This window comes from Candidatus Campbellbacteria bacterium, from assembly GCA_016699465.1.
Lineage (GTDB): Bacteria > Patescibacteriota > Minisyncoccia > Phycocordibacterales > EsbW-18 > EsbW-18.
In genome coordinates this window covers 186,699-209,931 of sequence record CP064977.1, presented here as the reverse complement: position 1 = coordinate 209,931, position 23,233 = coordinate 186,699, and the positions used below count along the sequence as shown (strand labels likewise).

The 23,233-nt window shown below is 48.3% G+C and carries 20 protein-coding genes; 18 read left to right on the top strand and 2 right to left on the bottom strand.

Annotated features, from left to right (window positions below; translation table 11 throughout):
* From IPJ70_01120 to IPJ70_01045, 16 genes are all read left to right on the top strand, one after another.
* Positions 1-966 (top strand): hypothetical protein, encoded by a 966-nt coding sequence (locus IPJ70_01120; GenBank protein QQR82699.1) that lies wholly within the window; start codon positions 1-3, stop codon positions 964-966.
* Between the two features lie 3 nt (positions 967-969).
* Positions 970-1,872 (top strand): hypothetical protein, encoded by a 903-nt coding sequence (locus IPJ70_01115; GenBank protein ID QQR82698.1) that lies wholly within the window; start codon positions 970-972, stop codon positions 1,870-1,872.
* 3 nt (positions 1,873-1,875) lie between these two features.
* On the top strand, positions 1,876-2,904 hold the full coding sequence (locus tag IPJ70_01110) for a hypothetical protein (GenBank protein ID QQR82697.1): 1,029 nt from the start codon (positions 1,876-1,878) through the stop codon (positions 2,902-2,904).
* Between the two features lie 3 nt (positions 2,905-2,907).
* Positions 2,908-3,996: a hypothetical protein gene (locus IPJ70_01105; GenBank protein QQR82696.1), complete on the top strand. Its 1,089-nt coding sequence runs from the start codon at positions 2,908-2,910 to the stop codon at positions 3,994-3,996.
* A gap of 3 nt (positions 3,997-3,999) precedes the next feature.
* The gene (locus IPJ70_01100; GenBank protein ID QQR82695.1) at positions 4,000-4,902 is read left to right on the top strand and encodes a hypothetical protein; all 903 of its coding nucleotides are present in this window, start codon (positions 4,000-4,002) and stop codon (positions 4,900-4,902) included.
* 3 nt (positions 4,903-4,905) lie between these two features.
* A complete protein-coding gene (locus IPJ70_01095; protein QQR82694.1) occupies positions 4,906-6,183 on the top strand; it encodes a hypothetical protein in 1,278 nt (425 codons plus the stop codon).
* Between the two features lie 3 nt (positions 6,184-6,186).
* Positions 6,187-7,089, top strand: a complete 903-nt coding sequence (locus IPJ70_01090) for a hypothetical protein (protein QQR82693.1) — start codon at positions 6,187-6,189, stop codon at positions 7,087-7,089.
* Positions 7,090-7,092: 3 nt separating this feature from the next.
* Positions 7,093-8,121, top strand: coding sequence for a hypothetical protein (locus tag IPJ70_01085; protein QQR82692.1), 1,029 nt, complete (start codon positions 7,093-7,095; stop codon positions 8,119-8,121).
* 3 nt (positions 8,122-8,124) lie between these two features.
* The gene (locus IPJ70_01080; protein QQR82691.1) at positions 8,125-9,273 is read left to right on the top strand and encodes a hypothetical protein; all 1,149 of its coding nucleotides are present in this window, start codon (positions 8,125-8,127) and stop codon (positions 9,271-9,273) included.
* A gap of 3 nt (positions 9,274-9,276) precedes the next feature.
* Complete coding sequence (locus tag IPJ70_01075) at positions 9,277-10,113, top strand: hypothetical protein (protein ID QQR82690.1); 837 nt, start codon at positions 9,277-9,279, stop codon at positions 10,111-10,113.
* Positions 10,114-10,124: 11 nt separating this feature from the next.
* A complete protein-coding gene (locus IPJ70_01070) occupies positions 10,125-10,706 on the top strand; it encodes a ribonuclease HII (protein ID QQR82689.1) in 582 nt (193 codons plus the stop codon).
* Between the two features lie 112 nt (positions 10,707-10,818).
* A complete protein-coding gene (locus IPJ70_01065; GenBank protein QQR82688.1) occupies positions 10,819-11,331 on the top strand; it encodes a hypothetical protein in 513 nt (170 codons plus the stop codon).
* Between the two features lie 169 nt (positions 11,332-11,500).
* Positions 11,501-11,791 (top strand): 50S ribosomal protein L32, encoded by a 291-nt coding sequence (rpmF, locus tag IPJ70_01060; GenBank protein QQR82687.1) that lies wholly within the window; start codon positions 11,501-11,503, stop codon positions 11,789-11,791.
* A gap of 42 nt (positions 11,792-11,833) precedes the next feature.
* The gene (nusB, locus tag IPJ70_01055; protein ID QQR82686.1) at positions 11,834-12,724 is read left to right on the top strand and encodes a transcription antitermination factor NusB; all 891 of its coding nucleotides are present in this window, start codon (positions 11,834-11,836) and stop codon (positions 12,722-12,724) included.
* Positions 12,725-12,941: 217 nt separating this feature from the next.
* Positions 12,942-13,637 carry a ribonuclease III gene (gene rnc, locus IPJ70_01050; protein QQR82685.1) on the top strand — a complete coding sequence of 232 codons (696 nt, stop codon included), beginning with the start codon at positions 12,942-12,944 and terminating at the stop codon, positions 13,635-13,637.
* 1,156 nt (positions 13,638-14,793) lie between these two features.
* Positions 14,794-17,094 (top strand): AAA family ATPase, encoded by a 2,301-nt coding sequence (locus IPJ70_01045; GenBank protein ID QQR82684.1) that lies wholly within the window; start codon positions 14,794-14,796, stop codon positions 17,092-17,094.
* 218 nt (positions 17,095-17,312) lie between these two features.
* Here IPJ70_01045 and IPJ70_01040 read toward each other — a convergent pair whose 3' ends face one another.
* Positions 17,313-17,876, bottom strand: coding sequence for a PH domain-containing protein (locus IPJ70_01040; protein QQR82683.1), 564 nt, complete (start codon positions 17,874-17,876; stop codon positions 17,313-17,315).
* A gap of 503 nt (positions 17,877-18,379) precedes the next feature.
* Here IPJ70_01040 and IPJ70_01035 point away from each other — a divergent pair.
* Positions 18,380-20,248, top strand: a complete 1,869-nt coding sequence (locus tag IPJ70_01035; GenBank protein QQR82682.1) for a hypothetical protein — start codon at positions 18,380-18,382, stop codon at positions 20,246-20,248.
* 68 nt (positions 20,249-20,316) lie between these two features.
* Here IPJ70_01035 and rnr read toward each other — a convergent pair whose 3' ends face one another.
* Positions 20,317-22,290 (bottom strand): ribonuclease R, encoded by a 1,974-nt coding sequence (gene rnr / locus IPJ70_01030; protein ID QQR82681.1) that lies wholly within the window; start codon positions 22,288-22,290, stop codon positions 20,317-20,319.
* Positions 22,291-22,519: 229 nt separating this feature from the next.
* On the opposite strand from rnr, the gene IPJ70_01025 reads away from it, so the two are divergent.
* A complete protein-coding gene (locus IPJ70_01025) occupies positions 22,520-23,233 on the top strand; it encodes a hypothetical protein (GenBank protein QQR82680.1) in 714 nt (237 codons plus the stop codon).

The window sequence follows — 23,233 nt, the reverse complement described above, 5'->3', positions numbered from 1 at the left end:
ATGCCCACCTCCTGCCCAGAACTCATGATGAAGTACCACGCGTGGAAAGACGCGGTTGCTACTCTGCGACAGGCAGCGGACACCCTCATGCGCGAAGGAACACCCGATGCACACGAAGCGGTACGCACAGCACAACAAAACATCACACACCTCCAACAAGAGTACCTCACCTACGCATACGAACCGGTTACCTTTGAAGAACACGCCCTCCCTCGTATTGAAGCAGAAGCAGGAACACGTATACGTGGTTTGATTGGTAAGGACGTTAGGTTTGGTTTTGAACACGAACACATATCGTGGATTGGGTTTTCCACCATACAACCAACTCCCGAACTCAACAAAGCTCTTGCCATGATGGTGGTACTCAAAAAGTGTGGCCTCGACCTCGAGAGTCTCACCTCCGCAGAAGGTCTCATCCTCCCACAATCCATCGGCGGATATCTCAATCTCGGCGACCTCACCTCAGCAGAAGGTCTCACACTTCCGCACTCCATTGGTGGTGGCCTCTTCCTCGACAATCTCACCTCCGCAGAAGGTCTCATCCTCCCACATACAATCGATGGCGGCCTCAACCTCGAGAACCTCACCTCCGCAGAAGGTCTCACGCTCCCACGCACAATTGGTGGATATCTCAGTCTCGACAATCTCACCTCAGCAGAAGGTCTCATCCTCCCACATACAATCGATGGCGGCCTCAACCTCGAGAACCTCACCTCCGCAGAAGGTCTGACACTTCCACACTCTATTGGTGGTTTCCTCGACCTCGGAAGTCTCACCTCCGCAGAAGGTCTCATCCTCCCACATACAATCGGTGGTGACCTCTACCTCGACCGCCTCACCTCCGCAGAAGGCCTCACGCTCCCACACTCCATTGGTGGTAGCCTTTATCTCAGCAAACTCACCTCAACCGAACGAGACACACTACGCGCCAAGTACCCACATATAACAATCAAACCCACCCCCTAACCCATGCCCACCTCCTGCCCAGAACTCATGATGAAGTACCACACGTGGAAAGACGCGGTTGCTACTCTGCGACAGGCAGCGGACACCCTCATGCACGAAGGAACACCCGATGCACACGAAGCGGTACGCACAGCACAACAAAACACCACACACCTCCAACAAGAGTACCTCACCTACGCATACGAACCGGTTACCTTTGAAGAACACACCCTCCCTCGTATTGAAGCAGAAGCAGGAACACGTATACGTGGTTTGATGGGTGAGGAAGCCAACTTTGAATTTGCACAGGAACACATATCGTGGATTAGGTTTTCCACCACACGACCAACTCCCGAACTCAACAAAGCTCTTGCCATGATGGTGGTACTCAAAAAGTATGGCCTCTACCTCAGGAACCTCACCTCCGCAGAAGGTCTCACACTCCCACACTCAATTGGTGGGTATCTCGACCTCGGCAACCTCACCTCCACAAAAGGTCTCATCCTCCCACATACAATCGGTGGCAGTCTTAACCTCGACAATCTCACCTCCGCAGAAGGTCTCATCCTCCCACATACAATCGATGGCGGCCTCAACCTCGAGAACCTCACCTCCGCAGAAGGTCTCACACTCCCACACACAATCGGTGGCAATCTTTACCTCGACCGCCTCACCTCCGCAGAAGGTCTCACGCTCCCACGCACAATTGGTGGATATCTCAGTCTCGACAATCTCACCTCCGCAGAAGGTCTCATCCTCCCACATACAATCGGTGGTGACCTCTACCTCGACCGCCTCACCTCCGCAGAAGGCCTCACGCTCCCACACTCCATTGGTGGTAGCCTTTATCTCAGCAAACTCACCTCAACCGAACGAGACACACTACGCGCCAAGTACCCACATATAACAATCAAACCCACCCCCTAACCCATGCCCACCTCCTGCCCAGAACTCATGATGAAGTACCACACGTGGAAAGACGCGGTTGCTACTCTGCGACAGGCAGCGGACACCCTCATGCACGAAGGAACACCCGATGCACACGAAGCGGTACGCACAGCACAACAAAACACCACACACCTCCAACAAGAGTACCTCACCTACGCATACGAACCGGTTACCTTTGAAGAACACACCCTCCCTCGTATTGAAGCAGAAGCAGGAGCACGTATACGTGGTTTGATGGGTAAGGACGTTAGGTTTGGTTTTGAACACGAACACATATCGTGGATTAGGTTTTTCACCACACGACCAACTCCCGAACTCAACAAAGCTCTTGCTATGACTGCGGTACTCAAAAAGTGTGGCCTCGACCTCAGGAACCTCACCTTCGCAGAAGGTCTCACACTCCCACATACAATCGGTGGCGGCCTCAACCTCAGGGGTCTCACCTCCGCAGAAGGTCTCACACTCCCACACTCAATTGGTGGGTATCTCGACCTCAGCAATCTCACCTCCGCAGAAGGTCTCACACTCCCACATACAATCGGTGGTGGTCTCTACCTCGACCGCCTCACCTCCGCAGAAGGTCTCACACTTCCGCACTCCATTGGTGGTGACCTCTACCTCAATCGCCTCACCTCCGCAGAAGGTCTCATCCTCCCACAATCCATCGGTGGCAGTCTTAACCTCTGGAACCTCACCTCCGCCAAAGACCTCATCCTCCCACAATCTATCGGTGGCGGCCTCAACCTCGAGAAACTCACCTCCGCAGAAGGTCTCATCCTTCCACGCGCAATTGGTGGATATCTCAGTCTCGACAACCTCACCTCAGTAGAAGGTCTCATCCTCCCACATACAATCGGTGGATATCTCTACCTCGGCAGTCTCACCTCAGTAGAAGGTCTCATCCTCCCACACTCCATTGGTGGTAGCCTTTATCTCAGCAAACTCACCTCCACCGAACGAGACATCTTGCGCGCGAAGTACCCACATATAACAATCAAACCAACCCCCTAACCTATGCCCACCTCCTGCCCAGAACTCATGATGAAGTACCACGCGTGGAAAGACGCGGTTGCTACTCTGCGACAGGCAGCGGACACCCTCATGCACGAAGGAACACCCGATGCACACGAAGCGGTACGCACAGCACAACAAAACATCACACACCTCCAACAAGAGTACCTCACCTACGCATACGAACCGGTTACCTTTGAAGAACACACCCTCCCTCGTATTGAAGCAGAAGCAGGAACACGTATACGTGGTTTGATGGGTGGGGACGTTAGGTTTGGTTTTGAACACGAACACATATCGTGGATTGGGTTTTCCACCACACAACCAACTCCCGAACTCAACAAAGCTCTTGCTATGACTGCGGTACTCAAAAAGTGTGACCTCTACCTCAACAACCTCATCTCCGCAGAAGGTCTCATTCTTCCACACTCCATTGGTGGCGGCCTCGACCTCAGGAGTCTCACCTTCGCAGAAGGTCTCACACTCCCACACGCAATCGGTGGTGGCCTCTACCTCAACCGCCTCACCTCCGCAGAAGGTCTCATCCTCCCACACTCCATTGGTGGCAACCTCTTCCTCAACAATCTCACCTCAGCAGAAGGTCTCACACTTCCGCACTCCATTGGTGGTGGACTCTATCTCGACAATCTCACCTCAGCAGAAGGTCTCACACTTCCGCGCTCCATTGGTGGTGACCTCTACCTTAACAACCTCACCTCCGCAGAAGGTCTCACACTCCCACATACAATCGGTGGCCTTTATCTCAACAATCTCACCTCCGCAGAAGGTCTCATCCTCCCACATACAATCGATGGCGGCCTCAACCTCGAGAAACTCACCTCCACAAAAGGTCTCATCCTCCCACACACAATCGGTGGCAGTCTTAACCTCGGCAGCCTCACCTCCGCAGAAGGTCTCACACTCCCACACACAATCGGTGGTAGTCTTAACTTCTGGAACCTCACCTCCGCAGAAGGTCTCATCCTCCCACATACAATCGGTGGTGACCTCGTTCTCCATGCTCTCACCTCAACCGAACGAGACATCTTGCGCGCGAAGTACCCACATATAACAATCAAACCAACCCCCTAACCTATGCCCACCTCCTGCCCAGAACTCATGATGAAGTACCACGCGTGGAAAGACGCGGTTGCTACTCTGCGACAGGCAGCGGACACCCTCATGCACGAAGGAACACCCGATGCACACGAAGCGGTACGCACAGCACAACAAAACATCACACACCTCCAACAAGAGTACCTCACCTACGCATACGAACCGGTTACCTTTGAAGAACACGCCCTCCCTCGTATTGAAGCAGAAGCAGGAACACGTATACGTGGTTTGGTGGGTAAGGACGTTAAGTTTCAATTCGAACACGAACACATATCGTGGATTGGGTTTTCCACCATACAACCAACTCCCGAACTCAACAAAGCTCTTGCTATGACTGCGGTACTCAAAAAGTGTGGTCTCTACCTCAAGAACCTCACCTCCGCAGAGGGTCTCATCCTCCCACATACAATCGGTGGCTATCTCTACCTCGGCAGACTCACCTCCGCAGAAGGTCTCATCCTTCCACACGCAATTGGTGGCTATCTCGACCTCGAGAGTCTCACCTCCGCAGAAGGTCTCATCCTTCCACATACAATCGGTGGCAGTCTCTACCTCGAGAAACTCACCTCCGCAGAAGGTCTCACACTTCCACACTCCATTGGTGGTAATCTCTACCTCAACAACCTCACCTCCGCAGAAGGTCTCATCCTCCCACATGCAATCGATGGCGGCCTCAACCTCGACAATCTCACCTCAGCAGAAGGTCTCATCCTCCCACATTCCATAGGTGGTTTCCTCAACCTCAACAATCTCACCTCCGCAGAAGGTCTCATCCTCCCACAATCCATAGGTGGTGGTCTCTACCTCGAGAAACTCACCTCCACCGAACGAGACACACTACGCGCGAAGTACCCACATATAACAATCAAACCCACCCCCTAACCCATGCCCACCTCCTGCCCAGAACTCATGATGAAGTACCACGCGTGGAAAGACGCGGTTGCTACTCTGCGACAGACAGCGGACACCCTCATGCACGAAGGAACACCCGATGCACACGAAGCGGTACGCACAGCACAACAAAACACCACACACCTCCAACAAGAGTACCTCACCTACGCATACGAACCGGTTACCTTTGAAGAACACGCCCTCCCTCGTATTGAAGCAGAAGCAGGAACACGTATACGTGGTTTGGTGGGTAAGGACGTTAAGTTTCAATTCGAACACGAACACATATCGTGGATTGGGTTTTCCACCATACAACCAACTCCCGAACTCAACAAAGCTCTTGCTATGACTGCGGTACTCAAAAAGTGTGGCCTCTACCTCGACAATCTCACCTCCGCAGAAGGTCTCATCCTTCCACATACAATCGGTGGCAGTCTCTACCTCGAGAAACTCACCTCCGCAGAAGGTCTCACACTTCCACACTCCATTGGTGGTAATCTCTACCTCAACAACCTCACCTCCGCAGAAGGTCTCATCCTCCCACATGCAATCGATGGCGGCCTCAACCTCGACAATCTCACCTCAGCAGAAGGTCTCATCCTCCCACATTCCATAGGTGGTTTCCTCAACCTCGACAATCTCACCTCGGTAGAAGGTCTCATCCTCCCACACTCCATTGGTGGTGGCCTCTATCTCGACAATCTCACCTCAGCAGAAGGTCTCACACTTCCGCACTCCATTGGTGGTGACCTCTACCTCAATCGCCTCACCTCAGCAGAAGGTCTCATCCTCCCACATACAATCGGTGGCCTTTATCTCAACAACCTCACCTCAGTAGAAGGTCTCATCCTCCCACACTCTATTGGTGGTTTCCTCGACCTCGGAAGTCTCACCTCCGCAGAAGGTCTCACACTCCCACACTCCATCGGTGGTAGTCTCTACCTCGACCGCCTCACCTCAGTAGAAGGTCTCATCCTCCCACACTCCATTGGTGGATATCTCAACCTCTGGAACCTCACCTCCGCAGAAGGTCTCATCCTCCCACATACAATCGGTGGTGGCCTCGACCTCAGGGGTCTCACCTCCACAGAAGGTCTCATTCTCCCACACTCCATTGGTGGTAGTCTCGACCTCAGGGGTCTCACCTCCGCAGAAGGTCTCATTCTCCCACACTCCATTGGTGGCAACCTCAACCTCGAGAACCTCACCTCCACCGAACGAGACATCTTGCGCGCGAAGTACCCACATATAACAATCAAACCAACCCCCTAACCCATGCCCACCTCCTGCCCAGAACTCATGATGAAGTACCACGCGTGGAAAGACGCGGTTGCTACTCTGCGACAGGCAGCGGACACCCTCATGCACGAAGGTACACCCGATGCACACGAAGCGGTACGCACAGCACAACAAAACACCACACACCTCCAACAAGAGTACCTCACCTACGCATACGAACCGGTTACCTTTGAAGAACACACCCTCCCTCGTATTGAAGCAGAAGCAGGAATACGTATACGTGGTTTGATGGGTGGGGAAGTCGAATTTGAATTTGCACAGGAACATATAGCGTTGATTAGGTTTTTCACCACACAACCAACTCCCGAACTCAACAAAGCTCTTGCTATGACTGCGGTACTCAAAAAGTGTGGCCTCTACCTCGGCAACCTCACCTTCGCAGAAGGTCTCACACTCCCACACACAATCGGTGGTGGCCTCAACCTCTGGAACCTCACCTCCGCAGAAGGTCTCATCCTTCCACACGCAATTGGTGACTATCTCTACCTCAACCGCCTCACCTCCGCAGAAGGTCTCATCCTCCCACATACAATCGGTGGATATCTCAACCTCTGGAACCTCACCTCCGCAGAAGGTCTCATCTTCCCACATACAATCGATGGCGGCCTCAACCTCGAGAACCTCACCTCAGTAGAAGGTCTCATTCTCCCACACACAATCGGTGGCAGTCTTAACCTCGGCAGCCTCACTTCCGCAGAAGGTCTCATTCTCCCACACATAATCGGTGGCAGTCTTAACCTCGGCAGCCTCACCTCCGCAGAAGGTCTCATACTCCCACACGCAATTGGTGGTGACCTCGTTCTCCATGCTCTCACCTCAACCGAACGAGACACACTACGCGCGAAGTACCCACATATAACAATCAAACCCACCCCCTAACCTATGCCCACCTCCTGCCCAGAACTCATGATGAAGTACCACGCGTGGAAAGACGCGGTTGCTACTCTGCGACAGGCAGCGGACACCCTCATGCACGAAGGAACACCCGATGCACACGAAGCGGTACGCACAGCACAACAAAACACCACACACCTCCAACAAGAGTACCTCACCTACGCATACGAACCGGTTACCTTTGAAGAACACGCCCTCCCTCGTATTGAAGCAGAAGCAGGAACACGTATACGTGGTTTGACGGGTAAGGACGTTAGGTTTGGTTTTGAACACGGACACATATCGTGGGTTGGGTTTTTCGCTACACAACCAACTCCCGAACTCAACAAAGCTCTTGCTATGACTGCGGTACTCAAAAAGTATGACCTCTGCCTCGACAATCTCACCTCCGCAGAAGGTCTCACACTTCCGCACTCCATTGGTGGTGACCTCTACCTCAACAACCTCACCTCCGCAGAAGGTCTCACACTCCCACACTCAATTGGTGGGTATCTCGACCTCGGCAACCTCACCTCCGCAGAAGGTCTCACACTCCCACAATCCATTGGTGGCAACCTCTTCCTCGACAATCTCACCTCCGCAGAAGGTCTCACGCTCCCACGCACAATCGGTGGATATCTCTACCTCAACCGCCTCATCTCAGCAGAAGGTCTCACACTCCCACATACAATCGGTGGCAGTCTTAACCTCGGCAGCCTCACCTCCGCAGAAGGTCTCATCCTTCCACACGCAATTGGTGGATATCTCAGTCTCGACAATCTCACCTCCGCAGAAGGTCTCATCCTCCCACAATCCATAGGTGGTTTCCTCAGTCTCGAGAGTCTCACCTCCGCAGAAGGTCTCACACTCCCACACTCCATTGGTGGTAGCCTCTACCTCAACCGCCTCACCTCAGTAGAAGGTCTCATCCTCCCACACTCCATTGGTGGTGGCCTTTATCTCGAGAACCTCACCTCCGCCGAACGAGACACACTACGCGCGAAGTACCCACATATAACAATCAAACCAACCCCCTAACCCATGCCCACCTCCTGCCCAGAACTCATGATGAAGTACCACGCGTGGAAAGACGCGGTTGCTACTCTGCGACAGGCAGCGGACACCCTCATGCACGAAGGAACACCCGATGCACACGAAGCGGTACGCACAGCACAACAAAACACCACACACCTCCAACAAGAGTACCTCACCTACGCATACGAACCGGTTACCTTTGAAGCACACACTCTCCCTCGTATTGAAGCAGAAGCAGGAACACGTATACGTGGTTTGACGGGTGAGGAAGCCAACTTTGAATTTACACACGAATACATATCGTGGATTGGGTTTTCCACTACACAACCAACTCCCGAACTCAACAAAGCTCTTGCCATGATGGTGGTACTCAAAAAGTGTGACCTCTACCTCAACAACCTCACCTCCGCAGAAGGTCTCACACTCCCACACACAATCGGTGGCGGCCTCAACCTCGAGAACCTCACCTCCACAAAAGGTCTCATCCTCCCACAATCAATCGATGGCAGTCTTAACCTCAACCGCCTCACCTCCGCAGAAGGTCTCATCCTCCCACAATCAATCGATGGCCTTTATCTCAATAATCTCACCTCCGCAGAAGGTCTCACCCTCCCACACACAATCGGTGGCAACCTCAACTTCGAGAACCTCACCTCAGTAGAAGGTCTCATCCTCCCACAATCCATTGGTGGTGGTCTCTACCTCGACCGCCTCACCTCCGCAGAAGGTCTCATCCTCCCACACTCCATTGGTGGTGGCCTCTACCTCGACAATCTCACCTCAGCAGAAGGTCTCACACTTCCGCACTCCATTGGTGGTGACCTCTACCTCAATCGCCTCACCTCAGCAGAAGGTCTCATCCTCCCACATACAATCGGTGGCCTTTATCTCAACAATCTCACCTCCGCAGAAGGTCTGACACTTCCACACTCTATTGGTGGTTTCCTCGACCTCGGAAGTCTCACCTCCGCAGAAGGTCTCACACTCCCACACTCCATCGGTGGTAGCCTCTACCTCGACCGCCTCACCTCAGTAGAAGATCTCATCCTCCCACACTCCATTGGTGGTGGTCTTTATCTCAGCAAACTCACCTCCACCGAACGAGACACACTACGCGCGAAGTACCCACATATAACAATCAAACCCACCCCCTAACCTATGCCCACCTCCTGCCCAGAACTCATGATGAAGTACCACGCGTGGAAAGACGCGGTTGCTACTCTGCGACAGGCAGCGGACACCCTCATGCACGAAGGAACACCCGATGCACACGAAGCGGTACGCACAGCACAACAAAACACCACACACCTCCAACAAGAGTACCTCACCTACGCATACGAACCGGTTACCTTTGAAGAACACACCCTCCCTCGTATTGAAGCAGAAGCAGGAACACGTATACGTGGTTTGATGGGTGAGGAAGCCAACTTTGAATTTACACACGAATACATATCGTGGATTGGGTTTTCCGCTACACGACCAACTCCCGAACTCAACAAAGCTCTTGCTATGATGGTGGTACTCAAAAAGTGTGACCTCTACCTCGACAATCTCACCTCCGTAGAAGACCTCATCCTCCCACAATCCATCGGTGGCAGTCTTAACCTCGACAACCTCACCTCCGCAGAAGGTCTCATCCTCCCACATACAATTGATGGCAACCTCTACCTCGGCAGCCTCACCTCAGCAGAAGGTCTCACACTCCCACATACAATCGGTGGCGACCTCTTCCTCGACAACCTCACCTCAGTAGAAGGTCTCATCCTCCCACAATCCATTGGTGGCAACCTCAACCTCGACAACCTCACCTCAGCAGAAGGTCTCACACTTCCGCACTCCATTGGTGGTGACCTCTACCTCAATCGCCTCACCTCAGCAGAAGGTCTCATCCTTCCACACGCAATTGGTGGTGACCTCGTTCTCCATGCTCTCACCTCCGCAGAAAAAGAGGAATTAAAGAAAAAATATCCAAGTCTATCTTCAAAAATCGTTTAAACTTATTTGATATGCAAACTATTGTTGGTATTGATGAGGCGGGGCGAGGACCGTTGGCTGGTCCGGTATCTGTTGCGTGTGTTGCAATTCATTCGGACGAGGTTTTTCAAGTATTCCCAGAAGTGTGCGACTCAAAAAAACTCTCCCCAAAAAAACGAGAGGTGTGGTTTGAAGAGATTCTTCGTTTACAAAAAGAAGGCGCTCTTTCATATGCGTCAGAGTTGGTTGGTGCAGGCATTATAGATACAAAAGGAATCACGTATGCAATCAAACAGGGAATTGTCACCGTGCTTACAGAAGTAAACGTGCCCGCATATACACAGATACTTCTTGATGGTGGGTTGAAAGCACCGCGTGAATTTACAAATCAAAAAACAATTATCCGAGGTGATGAACAAGAGCTCTCTATTGCACTTGCATCAATTGTTGCGAAGGTAACTCGTGATAGGTATATGGTGAAACTAGCAGAGAAATATCCTGAGTATGGTTTTGAAATACACAAAGGGTATGGAACCAAAAAACACATGGAATTAATCACTGCGCACGGGCTTTCACCAGAACATCGAAAAACATTTTGTCGTCGTTTTCTCTGATTTTTCATATATTGACACAATAAATATAAAATGGTATTGTACTTTCAGTTGTAGTTGTACATTTTCATTTCAACCAATTCCCGCAAGGGATTCTCAGAAAAAGGAGAGCGTCATGGCCTTCAATAGGTCAGCTTGGGGAGCGGGAGGAGTCGTTGTGGTGGGTACGAAGATTGCAGTTCTTTGGTATGAGGTAAACGGAAAGAAGAAGCTGGCCTTTCCGTTTGGTTCTCAGAAAAAGAACGGCTCTCGCTCGGACAACTCGCCGATGGATACGCTCATCAATGAGCTCGTTGGTGACAAAGAGCTCATGGAGACCGGGACAATCGAGGTTGTCGATATGTTCTGGTCTAATAAGATTTCTCCAGACCATACGCAGTACTGGTACCGAGTGAAGCCTGTTGGCGAACTTCGTACGGAGGCTCTGGTAGACCGCGAGGACGGCATGCCCAACGAAATTCTGTCCGCACCGTTCATGATGGACGTGCGGGAGGTCTACCGACATCCGTTGCTAAAGCGGCTCCATCGCGAAATGATTCCGCGTCTCATCGCCTACATGGCGGAGAAGGATGCGGACTGGGGTTGGATACATCAGGAGCTCAGTGTGCGCGAGCTCATCGCCTCCTGAACGGCCCGGATACTGCAGACAAGAAGGTCTGGTAGCATCCGGGCCTTTTTGTATAAAGTGGAAGTTGGAGGTTGGGAGTGAGGGGTTGGTGATTAGTTTAGAATTTGGCGTTTTATATGAACGGTGGGGCTTGTGAATTCCTCATTCATCTGGTAGGATATTTTGTATTATGACAGTACGAATGCGACATACAGTAGGTCACACGGGAAATCGACGTTCCCACCACGCGCTCAAAGAGCCACGTCTTTCGACATGTGCATCGTGTGGTTCAAAGCACATTCGTCACCAAGCATGTCCTGTATGTGGTATATATCGAGGACGAACGGTAGTTGATGCAAAGGGTGTGCACGAACGCGCTCTCCGTCGCAAGCAAGCAAAAAGCAAGGCGCGAGGTGAAGCGGTAGCTCAGACAGCAAAGGCAGAGAAAGCAACAAAAGAAGAAAAGAAGGCGTCAAAATAGTTCCATTGAAAATCGTCGGCGTATGCATACGTCGCACACCATATGAGTAATCGACATTTAGCACGATCAGTTGTTCTTCAAACTCTTTTTCAGGTAGATTTTTCGAACGTCAACGTACAAGAAGCTGACGCAATTCTTGGTGCAACCATAGCAGAGTACGCTCCCAGCATTGGCGAGCGTGATTTTATGAAAACGTTGATGCACGGTGTTATTGATCGGCGCGTTGACCTCGACACCATTATTCAAAAAGCAGCTCCTGAATGGCCTATCGATAAAATTTCACTCGTTGATCGAAGTGTGTTGCGTCTTGGTTTGTATGAACTTTTGTTTGGTGATCGTGCGCACGTACCTGCAAAGGTTGCTATTAACGAAGCTATTGAACTTGCAAAAACATTTGGTGGCGATTCGTCGGGCCGTTTCGTAAATGGTGTACTTGGTTCTGTGTACAAAGAAATGGGTGAGCCGGGCAAAGATGAACAATCTAAGAAAAAGAAAGATGTGCCGTACGAAGAATTGCCGTTAGAGATGCTTGGTGGTGCTGTGGTGTATGCAAAACATGAGAATGATATTTATCTTGCATTTGTACACGATGTGTTTGGCCACTGGACGCTATCAAAGGGAAAAATTGAAAAGAATGAAGATGTGAAGGTGGGAACAGCACGAGAGATTCAAGAAGAACTTGGCCTTGATGTGGTTATTCAAGACGAACTTGGTTCGAATGAGTACGTGGCGTCGCATCCTGAAAAAGGAAAAGTACGCAAACGAGTTGAGTATTTTTTGGCAGAAGCACCGTTTCATGAAATTACTCTCGGTACTTCAGGGGGACTTGATGATGGACGTTGGTTCCGCGTTTCTGAAATCTTGAACCTTAATATTTACGACGATATTTTGCCACTCATTACGAAAGCAATTACTCTATTATCACAAAAGTAGAAAGTAGTATGTAGAATGTAGAAAGTGGTAAGCATATACATCCAATTTCACATAACCAAACCAAAACTAACCACTAACTTCCAACGTCTATTATTTATGAATCCCGTTAGAAGCCGCGATCGCTTAATAGGTTTGTTAAAAAATCGATATACAAAAATGTTTATTAATCTTAATACACAACGCAGATTTCTGGAGATCGCGATCTGCTTCTAACGGGATGAAAAACTTGGAACCCTTACAAGAAAAACTCGGACACACCTTTGCCGATGAAAAAATATTAGTGACAGCACTGACTCATCGCTCATATATCAATGAGTCACACGCACACACGGGACAGCATAATGAACGTCTTGAGTTTTTAGGTGACGCGGTGCTTGAACTTATTTCCACAGAATTTTTATTTGCAAAATATCCAAAAAAGACGGAGGGAGATTTAACCTCATATCGTGCAGGCCTTGTAAACACCTCAACACTTGCAACGGTTGCCATGGAATTGGGTGTGAATGATTTTTTGTTACTTTCAAAAGGTGAAGCAAAGGATATTGGCCGTGCGCGACAGTATATTCTTGCGAATGCATTTGAAGCTCTTGTGGGCGCACTGTTTCTTGATGGTGGGTATGCTGTTGCACAACAGTTTGTACAACGTGCATTACTTCCATTAACTGACGACATTGTGAACAAGCACTTGTGGAGAGATGCGAAGAGTCGTTTTCAAGAGCTTGCACAAGATAAAACAGGTGTGACACCTTCATATGAAACGCTTAATGAAGAAGGTCCTGACCACGATAAAAAATTTACTGTCGGTGTCTTTTTGAAAGACGTACAGATTGCGCACGGTGATGGAAAATCAAAACAAGAAGCTGAACAAGAAGCGGCACAAAATGCGCTTACCGCAAAAGGATGGGCACGATAAGTTTTTTAATATATTTCTATACAAGTATGTGAAAAGGCACCATCCCAGTAAGGAAGGTGCCTCGTGCGTTCTAGAAAGGAACTAGAAAGGAAGACGTCCGTGTCCACGCTTACTATCCTCAATAATCAAACCGTGTCTACGGTTCCACACCTCTCCAGTGTACAGAAGTGAAGAGCGACAGTAACAGTTACTGAAGGCGTACAAACTCAGCAGGTATCCTTCTCCGGTAACCATACCGTCGCCTCTTTCATTGGTCTAGTTGCAAAGCTTCAGTTGCCAAACGAGCTGACACGCTGGACAAGTTTTCCACTTGCTCTGGGTGTTACCGAAGGAATCGTTATCTGGTCGTTGAATTTCGACACCAAGAGAGCAGGTGTCCGAATCCATGCCGTTACCACACTTCGGGCAGTGGGTGAGACGAAGGGTGCTCTTCACTTCCTCTAACACATCCGTACGAAGTGCTGAAACATCGACTTTTTGATGGGTGCCCATGGCGTAGCCCTTTCTTTTGTCGGTACATGTTCTGACGTGATAGTACTCAGATATGTTGATAAGTCAGTAACTATGAAAGGCGTGTTGCGCTCATTGTGTTTTTGAGTATACTTTTTTCGGATATCCTTGAAAGGAGAACGTATGTCCAATTCGCAGAAGTTTCGGACTACTGTCAGTGACGAGGCGTTATCACTGAAGAACTCTATTGAGGTGTTGACGGGGTTACAGGGTAAACTGCTTCGGTATTTCATTACCGCATTCCTCTTTCTCGAGCTGATTGTTTTTCTCAAGAAGAAGATAATGATTATGCAGCTCTTGTGGCAGGGACACATCAACCAGTGTGCTCATGCTCACATCGCCTATCGAAAGGTGGGGGCACGAGAAACTACGGTGCATTGCTGTGACTGTGGGGCGCATCGCATGACGTTCTATCGTTCTTGTTAGCTTATGTTGGCCGGCCGAGGGAGTCCCTCGGCCGGCATTTCCGTTGGCATAAAAGAAAATTATTTGCGATAATAAAGACTGCCTTATCGATAACGTGTATGTATCCCATTAGAAGCCGCGATCGCTTCTAGGGATATCACAAAAAGATTGGATAAAGAAGTTTTATAAGTTTCAGTAATGATGCGCAGATTAATACGGATCGCGATCTGCCTCTAACGGGATGTATCTCAAATCTCTAGAACTTTCCGGATTCAAATCGTTCGCCAAAAAAGCGTCGCTTGAATTTACAACACCTATTACCGCCATTGTTGGTCCAAATGGTTCTGGTAAATCAAACATAGCCGAATCGTTTCGGTTTGTTCTTGGTGAGCAGTCAATCAAATCAATGCGTGGAAAACGCACCGAAGATCTTATTTGGAATGGTTCAAAGACTGTGCCGCGAAGCAATCGGGCGCATGTGAAGTTGGTGTTTGATAACACAACGATGGGAAATGCAACAGAGTCAGGTCGACTTTTTGGAATAGACTTTGACGAAGTTGCCCTTGAGCGCATTATCCATCGTGATGCAACGAGTGAGTATCGTCTCAATGGATCTGTGGTTCGATTGAAAGACACCATCGAGCTTCTCTCTGGTGCACACATTGGAGCTTCGGGTCACCATATTATTTCGCAAGGTGAGGCTGACAGGATTTTGTCGGTGAATGCCCGCGAACGTAAAGGGATGGTTGAAGATGCACTTGGACTTAAAATTTACCATTACAAAAAAGAAGAGAGTGAGCACAAACTTGAGAAGACACAAGAAAACCTTGAGAAGGTTGAAAGTATTCGCCGTGAACTTAAGCCACACCTGGCATTTTTAAAAAAACAGGTTGCAAAGGTAGAGAAGGCACGTGAATTAGCTCTTGATTTGAAACAAGCGTATCGAGAATATTTTGCTCGTGAAAAAGCATACCTTGATTCCACCCTTGCACGTATCACACACGAACTCTCTCCTCAAGAAAGTCGTATGGAGCAATTACAAAAGGATATTGCTCATGCACGAGAAGAATTGCAAAAACTTTCTCAAAAAGACGTGACGTCGGATGCATTGCTAGTGTCGGAAGAAAAAATGCGCAGTGTGCGAGAAAAGAAAGACGCGGCGGTGCGAGATATCGGACGCATTGAAGGAGAAATTTCTGCACTTCGTTCACTCCTTGCAAAAGAGGAACGCAAACAATCGGAAGAAGCGCATAAAACAGTGCCGTTTCTATCGGTATCTTCAATGACGGTAACTTTGGGGCGTTTGATAGACAGCGCTCTCTCTCAAAATAATCCAACAGAATTCAAAAAAGCACTCGGTGATATCAAAACGCTCGTGTCTGAGTTTATGAACACCATTCGTGGAGAAGCAGTACACAATGAAGATATTCAGGAGGTTCGCGACAGTCTTACACAACTTGAAAGTGATACACAGGCTCGTGAAGAAGAGCGTTTACGTCTAGAAAAAGAAGAGCAAGAGTGTGCTCTCGAATACAGACGTATTCAACAAACAATCGAATCAGACATGCACTCGGGACGTGAAATGGAACGACGTATTTTTACACTTTCAAATGAACAACAAGAAGTGCGTATGCGTATTCAAGCATTGCTGAGTGAAAAAAATACCTACCAGTTGGAAGAAGAGGAATACAAACGTGATTTACTTGAAGCGGGTGCACTAGTGGGTGTTGAGGCGGTTCGATTTGATGATTTGTCTACTGCACTTGCCGAGAGTGGAATTGTAGAAGATCGTAGTGAACAACACGAACGCAAGCGACAAATTGAACGTACAAAAGTTCGCTTGGAGGATGCAGGAAGTGGAGGTGGTGATGAAATCGTCAAAGAATTTGAAGAGGTTTCACAACGAGATGCATTTTTGGAAAAAGAAGTTGCTGATTTGGAACAATCTGCGGTGTCATTGCGTGCTTTGATTGCTGATTTGGAAGAAACACTTGCGCGTGAATTTGCTGAAGGTATCAAAAAAATAAACGAGCAGTTTTCTGAATTTTTCTCACTCATGTTTAATGGTGGAAGTGCGTCACTTGAGGTTGTTCGTGAAATTCGAAAGGCAAAACGAGACACCGATATCGAGGGGCTTACTGATGATAATCATGTCGACAGTGAGGTGTCGCGTGAAGAAAAAGTGCTTGAAGGTGTTGAAATTCATATTTCTCTTCCGCGTAAAAAAGTGCATGGTTTGGAAATGCTTTCAGGAGGGGAGCGTGCGCTTACATCGATTGCACTTATTTTTGCAATGTCTCAAGTAAATCCTCCACCATTCATTATTTTGGACGAAACAGACGCGGCGCTCGATGAAGCAAACTCGAAGCGCTATGGAGATATGATTGAAAATCTTGCAAAGAAAACACAGCTTATCTTGATCACGCACAATCGTGAAACAATGTCTCGGGCAGGAGTGCTTTACGGAATCACTATGGGAGCCGATGCCATTTCACAATTGTTGTCTGTTTCGTTTGATGAAGCAGTGCATGTGGCCAAATAGCTTATAGCTTGTTAGCTTATAGCTTGTTAGCTTATAGCTTCATTAGGCAAAAAATATCAGAGTTTGCTTCGTACCACGAATTTTTGTTGCTACAAAAATTCGTGGTACGGAGTGAGCCTGTTGCCGAAAAAGACTCTCGGAGGACGCGGGTCCGAGAGTGAGCGCGTTTTCAGTAGAAAACGACGCGTGCTTTTGAGGTAATTCAGGCGAGCGGAGAGTTATTCTACGTGGGTTTGTTGTGCGCCTTGGGTTTGCATGTGTTGGTACGTTTCGCCGTGTGCTTTCATAATCGTTTCTTTGACAGTAAGTGGGTTTGCTGCGTTTTTTATAGTGAAATCAATCTCGCTCCCCGCAGTGTGAACGTGAATGTCTCCAAATTTCATAAATGTGGCAAACATACCATTGATGGAAATAGTAACGTCTTGCACTTGTTCTAGTCGAGTAACTGAAATCTCACGACGGAAGACTGATTTTTGTTCAATATCAAAAATACGTTTATTGGTGATTATCCATACGTCAAGGTAGTAATCGGTCCAATAAAAGAAAAAGAATACCCACAAAAAGAGGCACCAGAGCATAAAGAGAAAACCCATCAGTACGTTTCCGTATGTGCCGCCCATAACTTTGTCTATTGCAGCTGCGACAACAGGAGATAGTGTGAGTGGAACAAAAAATAAAATGAGCAGGAATGCCAGTTTACTGTAGAGCATAAACATGTGTCGGCGCACTTCAAGAATTACACGCTCACCGTCCTCGAGTTGTACAAGGTGTTCGATGCTCATAGAGAAAAAATAAAACTTGCGGCAAGGGATAGTATAACGAAAGAACCAATAAAGAAGATACGACGGACTCGTATGAGGCGTTTGCTGTGTGCATCATATGCATTCCAGTGATAGACAAGGATACCAGCAAGGACACTCCATACGATACAGACGACTGCAAAAATCACCCACAGAATAACAGGGGAGAGTGTGTTCGGAAGTGCAGAAGATATGGTGCCAAAAAAATTTAATGACGGTGTACCAAGCATATGTACATAGTGTACAACGCCAGATAGAGGAATGGTAGCTGGTATTTGGTAGTTAGTATGTAGGGGGTGGAAAAATCTAATATCCTGCCTGCGCAGGCAGGCAAATATCCAAAATCTCCTCCCGCATACTACATACCAGCTACTACATACTATTTAAAAAAAGTTATACACAAAGTACTGACGCGAAGAATGGGGTGGATGGTATGCTATATGAGATATGGTTTTAGCTGGTGGAGTTGTTTAACTTAAAAATGTATGAAAAAACTTCTATTTGTTGTCGCGTTTTTAATTATTAGTGTTCCATCACTTGTTTCTGCGGCGACGTGGACAACAACAGCGCTCGATTCGACGGGAAACGTTGGACAGTATGTATCTAGCGCACGTGGTTTGGATGGTTTTGCGCGCATCGCGTATTACGATGTTACCAATACGAACCTCAAATTCATTCAGTGTACGAATGCAGACTGTTCAACAAAGGTTGTCACAACAATCGACTCAACAGGGGTTGTTGGGCGATACACGTCTATTGCGATAGGTGCTGATGGTTTTGCACGCATTGCGTACAACGACTTTACAAACAAAGATCTCAAATTTGTTCGGTGTACTAATGCCGCATGTTCGACGAATGTCATAACAACCATTGATTCGACTGGTTCTGTCGGAAGATACACGTCTATCGCGATGGGAGGGGATGGTTTCGCGCGCATTTCATACAATAGTTACGATGACTTTGTTCCTAATAGTTTGAAATTTATTCAATGTACCAATGCCGATTGTTCGACGCGGGTCACTACGGTGGTTGACACCGGAGTTGATCCCGGAGGCGACCTGCTTGGGGACGGTACGTCTCTTGTTATTGGTGGCGATGGTTTCGCGCGTATTAGTTACAACGATTCGTATAACGCTCTTTTGAAATTTGCTCAGTGTACCAATGCGTCGTGTTCAACAAAAAACATCACGATTGTTGATTCAGATAATCTCGGGTTAGTGAACACGGGACTCTCTCTTGGTTTGGATGGTTTTGTTCGTATTATTTATTATTACGGTGGTGGCACATTACGCTTTGTTCAGTGCACCAACGCCGATTGTTCAACGAAAAATACCAGCACCATTGTTGATCCGTTGGGAGGTGCGGGGCAGGGTATATCTTCCGCCATGGGGTCTGATGGCTTCGCTCGAATCGCATATTACGACGATGCGGACGGCGATCTTGAGCTTCTCCAGTGCACCAATGCGGATTGTTCGACGAACACCACTGAAACTGTTGACTCATCGGGTACTGTTGGTACGTACCCATCAATCTTTCTCGACACCGATGACGTTCCGCTCATAAGCTACTACGACACCACCAACGCTGATCTTAAGTTTGCATACCCGCCCTCTTCTCCGACCCTCACCATCACCACCACAGTCACCAACGACAACGGAGGAACACTCGCCGTCGAGGACTTTCCGTTGTTTGTTGATGGTGTCTCCATCGACAGTGGCGTAGCCACCACCACACTGTCAGCAGGTTCATACACCATCTCCGAAACAGAAGACCCTGCGTATGCCGTCACATATGGCGGAGACTGTGACGAAAACGGTGACATCACCATGGAGGCGGGAAGTACGTATGCATGTACCGTCACCAATGACGACATTGGACCAACCCTCACCGTCACCACCACACTCACCAACGACGACCGTGGTACTGCAGAGGTAGCAGACTTCACCCTCTACCTTGATGGTCTCCCTATCACCAGCGCAGTCGCCACCACGACTCTCGCCACCGCCCATACGCTCACCCACGCAACACCCGCTGGCACCACCTATGACATCACCTGGGGTGGCGACTGTGCATCAGATGGAACTCTCACCATGTCCCTCAACACCACCTACACCTGTACCCTCACCGCTAATGACTCACCCTCAAACACCAATGGAGGAAGTGGCGGAAGCACTCGTACCACCACTCAACCACATACCGTTACACCACCACCATCTCCACTACTACCACCCACATCCGACACACCTCTCACTCCTGACGAACGAACGAAACTCATCGCTGATATCAAAGTACAGGTTGTTTCTCTGATTCAACAACTCGTGGCACTACTCCAACAACAGCTGGCGGGGATGTAGAAAGTAGAAAGCGAAAATGAAACAGCCCCGCCGACGTACTTTGTACTCGGCGGGGCTGTTTCGCGTTCTTACGCAATAAGCGCGCACTCAATTAATTTTTTGTCGATGTCGACCGCTTTGACGGTGATACGAACTTGGTCACCAAGTGAATATACTTTGTGTGTTTTTTGTCCAATGATGCGGTACTTTTTCTGTTCATACTTGTAGAAGTCGTTTGGCATATCAGAGAGACGAATAAGACCTTCGGCGTGTGTATTTGTTTCTTCAACAAAGATACCCCATTCAGATACTCCAGAAATGACTGCATCAAACTCTTGGCCAACACGTGCGTTCATGTATTCTGCTTGTTTGAGTTTTATGGACTCACGCTCAGCTTCAATAATAGAAAGTTCTCGATTTGAAATACTATCAGCAATGGCTGCATACGTTGCGTAGTCGTTGTTGGGAAGTTGACCATTAGTGTTCATGTAATCTAGAAGTCGATGCACAATAAGATCGGCATAGCGACGAATAGGAGATGTGAAGTGTGTGTAGGCTGGAAGTGCAAGTCCAAAGTGTCCAATATTTGCTGTTGAGTAGATTGCTTTTGCCATAGAACGAATTCCAGCTGTTGCAATAAGATCCTCCTCAGGTGTTCCGGTAACGTCTTTGAAGAGCTTATTGAGTGATTTGCCGGTCACTGTTCCTTTGGGAGAAATCTCGAGTGTGTGGCCAAGTGCGTGCGCAAAGGAGGCCAAATCTTTGATTTTGTCCATGTTTGGTGTGTCGTGAATTCGGTAGATGAATGCGTGACGTGCTTTGGTATATTTTTTGTAGGCGTGCTCGGCAACTTCACGGTTGGCAAGTAACATGAATTCCTCAACAAGTTTGTGAGTATCAAGTCGTTCTTTCAAGTATGCGGAAAGGGGAACGCCGTCATCTGCCAATTCAAAACGAACCTCGTGTTGTTCAAAATCAATAGCACCTGCTGCCATACGCTGCTCTCGTGATTTCTTTGCAAGAGTATTAAGTGTGTTGAGCTCCTTGAAATAGAGGCCCTCACCAGCATTGAGGACATCCTGAGCTTCTTCGTAGGTAAAGCGTTTATCGGAGTGAATGATTGATTTTCCAAAATTTCGTGAGAGTACTGTTCCGTCCTGTGCAACTACAAACCACGCAGAAAAGGTGAGACGATCAACATCTGCTTTGAGACTACATAAGTCATTAGAGAGAATTTCAGGGAGCATCGGAATAGTGCGGTCAACGAGATATGCTGAAAAAGCTCGTTTCTTGGCTTCTTGATCAAGGGCGCTTCCTGGTGTGACAAAGTGTGATACATCGGCAATATGTACACCAATTTCATACGTACCATCTGGTAGAAATTGAAATGAAATAGCATCATCAAAATCTTTTGCATCAACAGGGTCAATGGTGAACGTTGGTACGGTACGAAAATCTTTTCGTCCTACAAGCACTTCTTCAACTTTATAGGCTTTGTGAATACGGTCGGCTTCATCTTCAACCGCCTTTGGAAACGTATCGTCAATTCCTTTTTCCAAGATAATGGAGCGTATTTCTACTTCATGAACACCTTTGTTGCCGAGTCGTTCGAGTACCTTTCCGCGAGGTGTTTCGGTAGGATTGGTCCACGGAAGTAATTCCACAAATACTTTTTCATTTACGGACACATCCTCATCTTTTGAAAGGAGAATTTTAATGTAGCTTTTGCGGTCATCGGGTACCAGGAACGTCATGCCGTCTTCTTCAATAACATTTCCTACAAATTTTGTTCGTGCACGATGCACTATATGTGTAACACGACCAAGGTGTTGATCGCGGAGTTTTTTTCCGAGAAGCTCTACTTCTACAAGGTCTCCGTTGAGAGCGGTATTAAGATTCTCGCTTTCAATACGGATATCCTCTTTCTCTAATGTTGGATGCGGTACAAAACCAACACCTCGCGCAATAGTACGGATGGTGTTTTCAAATGTTTGTGGAGACCTTTGTGTACCCTCATTTTTGTGGGCACGGCGGTCGTGATGGGGGTGTTTCTTAGCTTTCATTCTTTGTAGAGAGCAATAATAACATTTTAGACCTTGTTTTGCTACACTATCCTTGTCTTAGATTATAGAAACATTATTTTATTTTTTCTTCATTTCTCTTGTATACACTGACGCCCAGAAAGATCTTTGACAACAGAAAGGAGGAAAAAAGTTTTTGTGTCAGCTGTCGTGTCGTAGTGGGTATTATCAACAAGTTCTATTCATAACCACCATCTCACAAGGAAAAACTATGAGCATCTCGACGTCCACGTTCTCGCCCCGTACCATTCTTCTCTTCGTTCTTCTCGTCGTGACCGGATTTGGTGCAACGTTGTACTTTCGCACCACGCTTGTCGCCGGTGATGATGTGCGTCTGTCAAACCCCATTTTGATTCGTGACGCCGCACTTGCCATCGAACGCAACAAGCCACGTTTCAGTGGTGACATTGGTGGCATTTTCCTTGCTCCACATGGTGTACCTGTACCCGAGAAGTACACGTCGTTTGAAGATGTGTGTGGTCTCGAGCCATCGTCAATTACTATTCCGGACGATCAGGCTGGTCAACTCACACTCGACCTCGAACTTCCGACTGAGTATGCCATCCAAAAGGATGATATGGATTACGGGGTTGTTGCTTGTGGAAATGGCGTTCCGTATATCGCCAAAAAGACCTACACCTACGATGATTCGATCAAGGGGCACAGCCAGGCGCTCATCATTATTGGACGAACTGTTCTAAATTATGATGAAATCGACACTGCCTCGGACCGTCCAAAGGTGATGAAGATTGCTGGTAGGGATGTGGTTGTAATCGAACCCCTCACGGAAGACGGTTTTTTGGAAAACGGAATTGCCATGATTCCGGAATCGTTTGGTTTGACGTTTGTTCATACGTCTAGCCTCCCTAGAGAAGAGTTTATGAAACTTGTTGAGCTCGTTGCATCCAGCACGAGAACGCAGTAA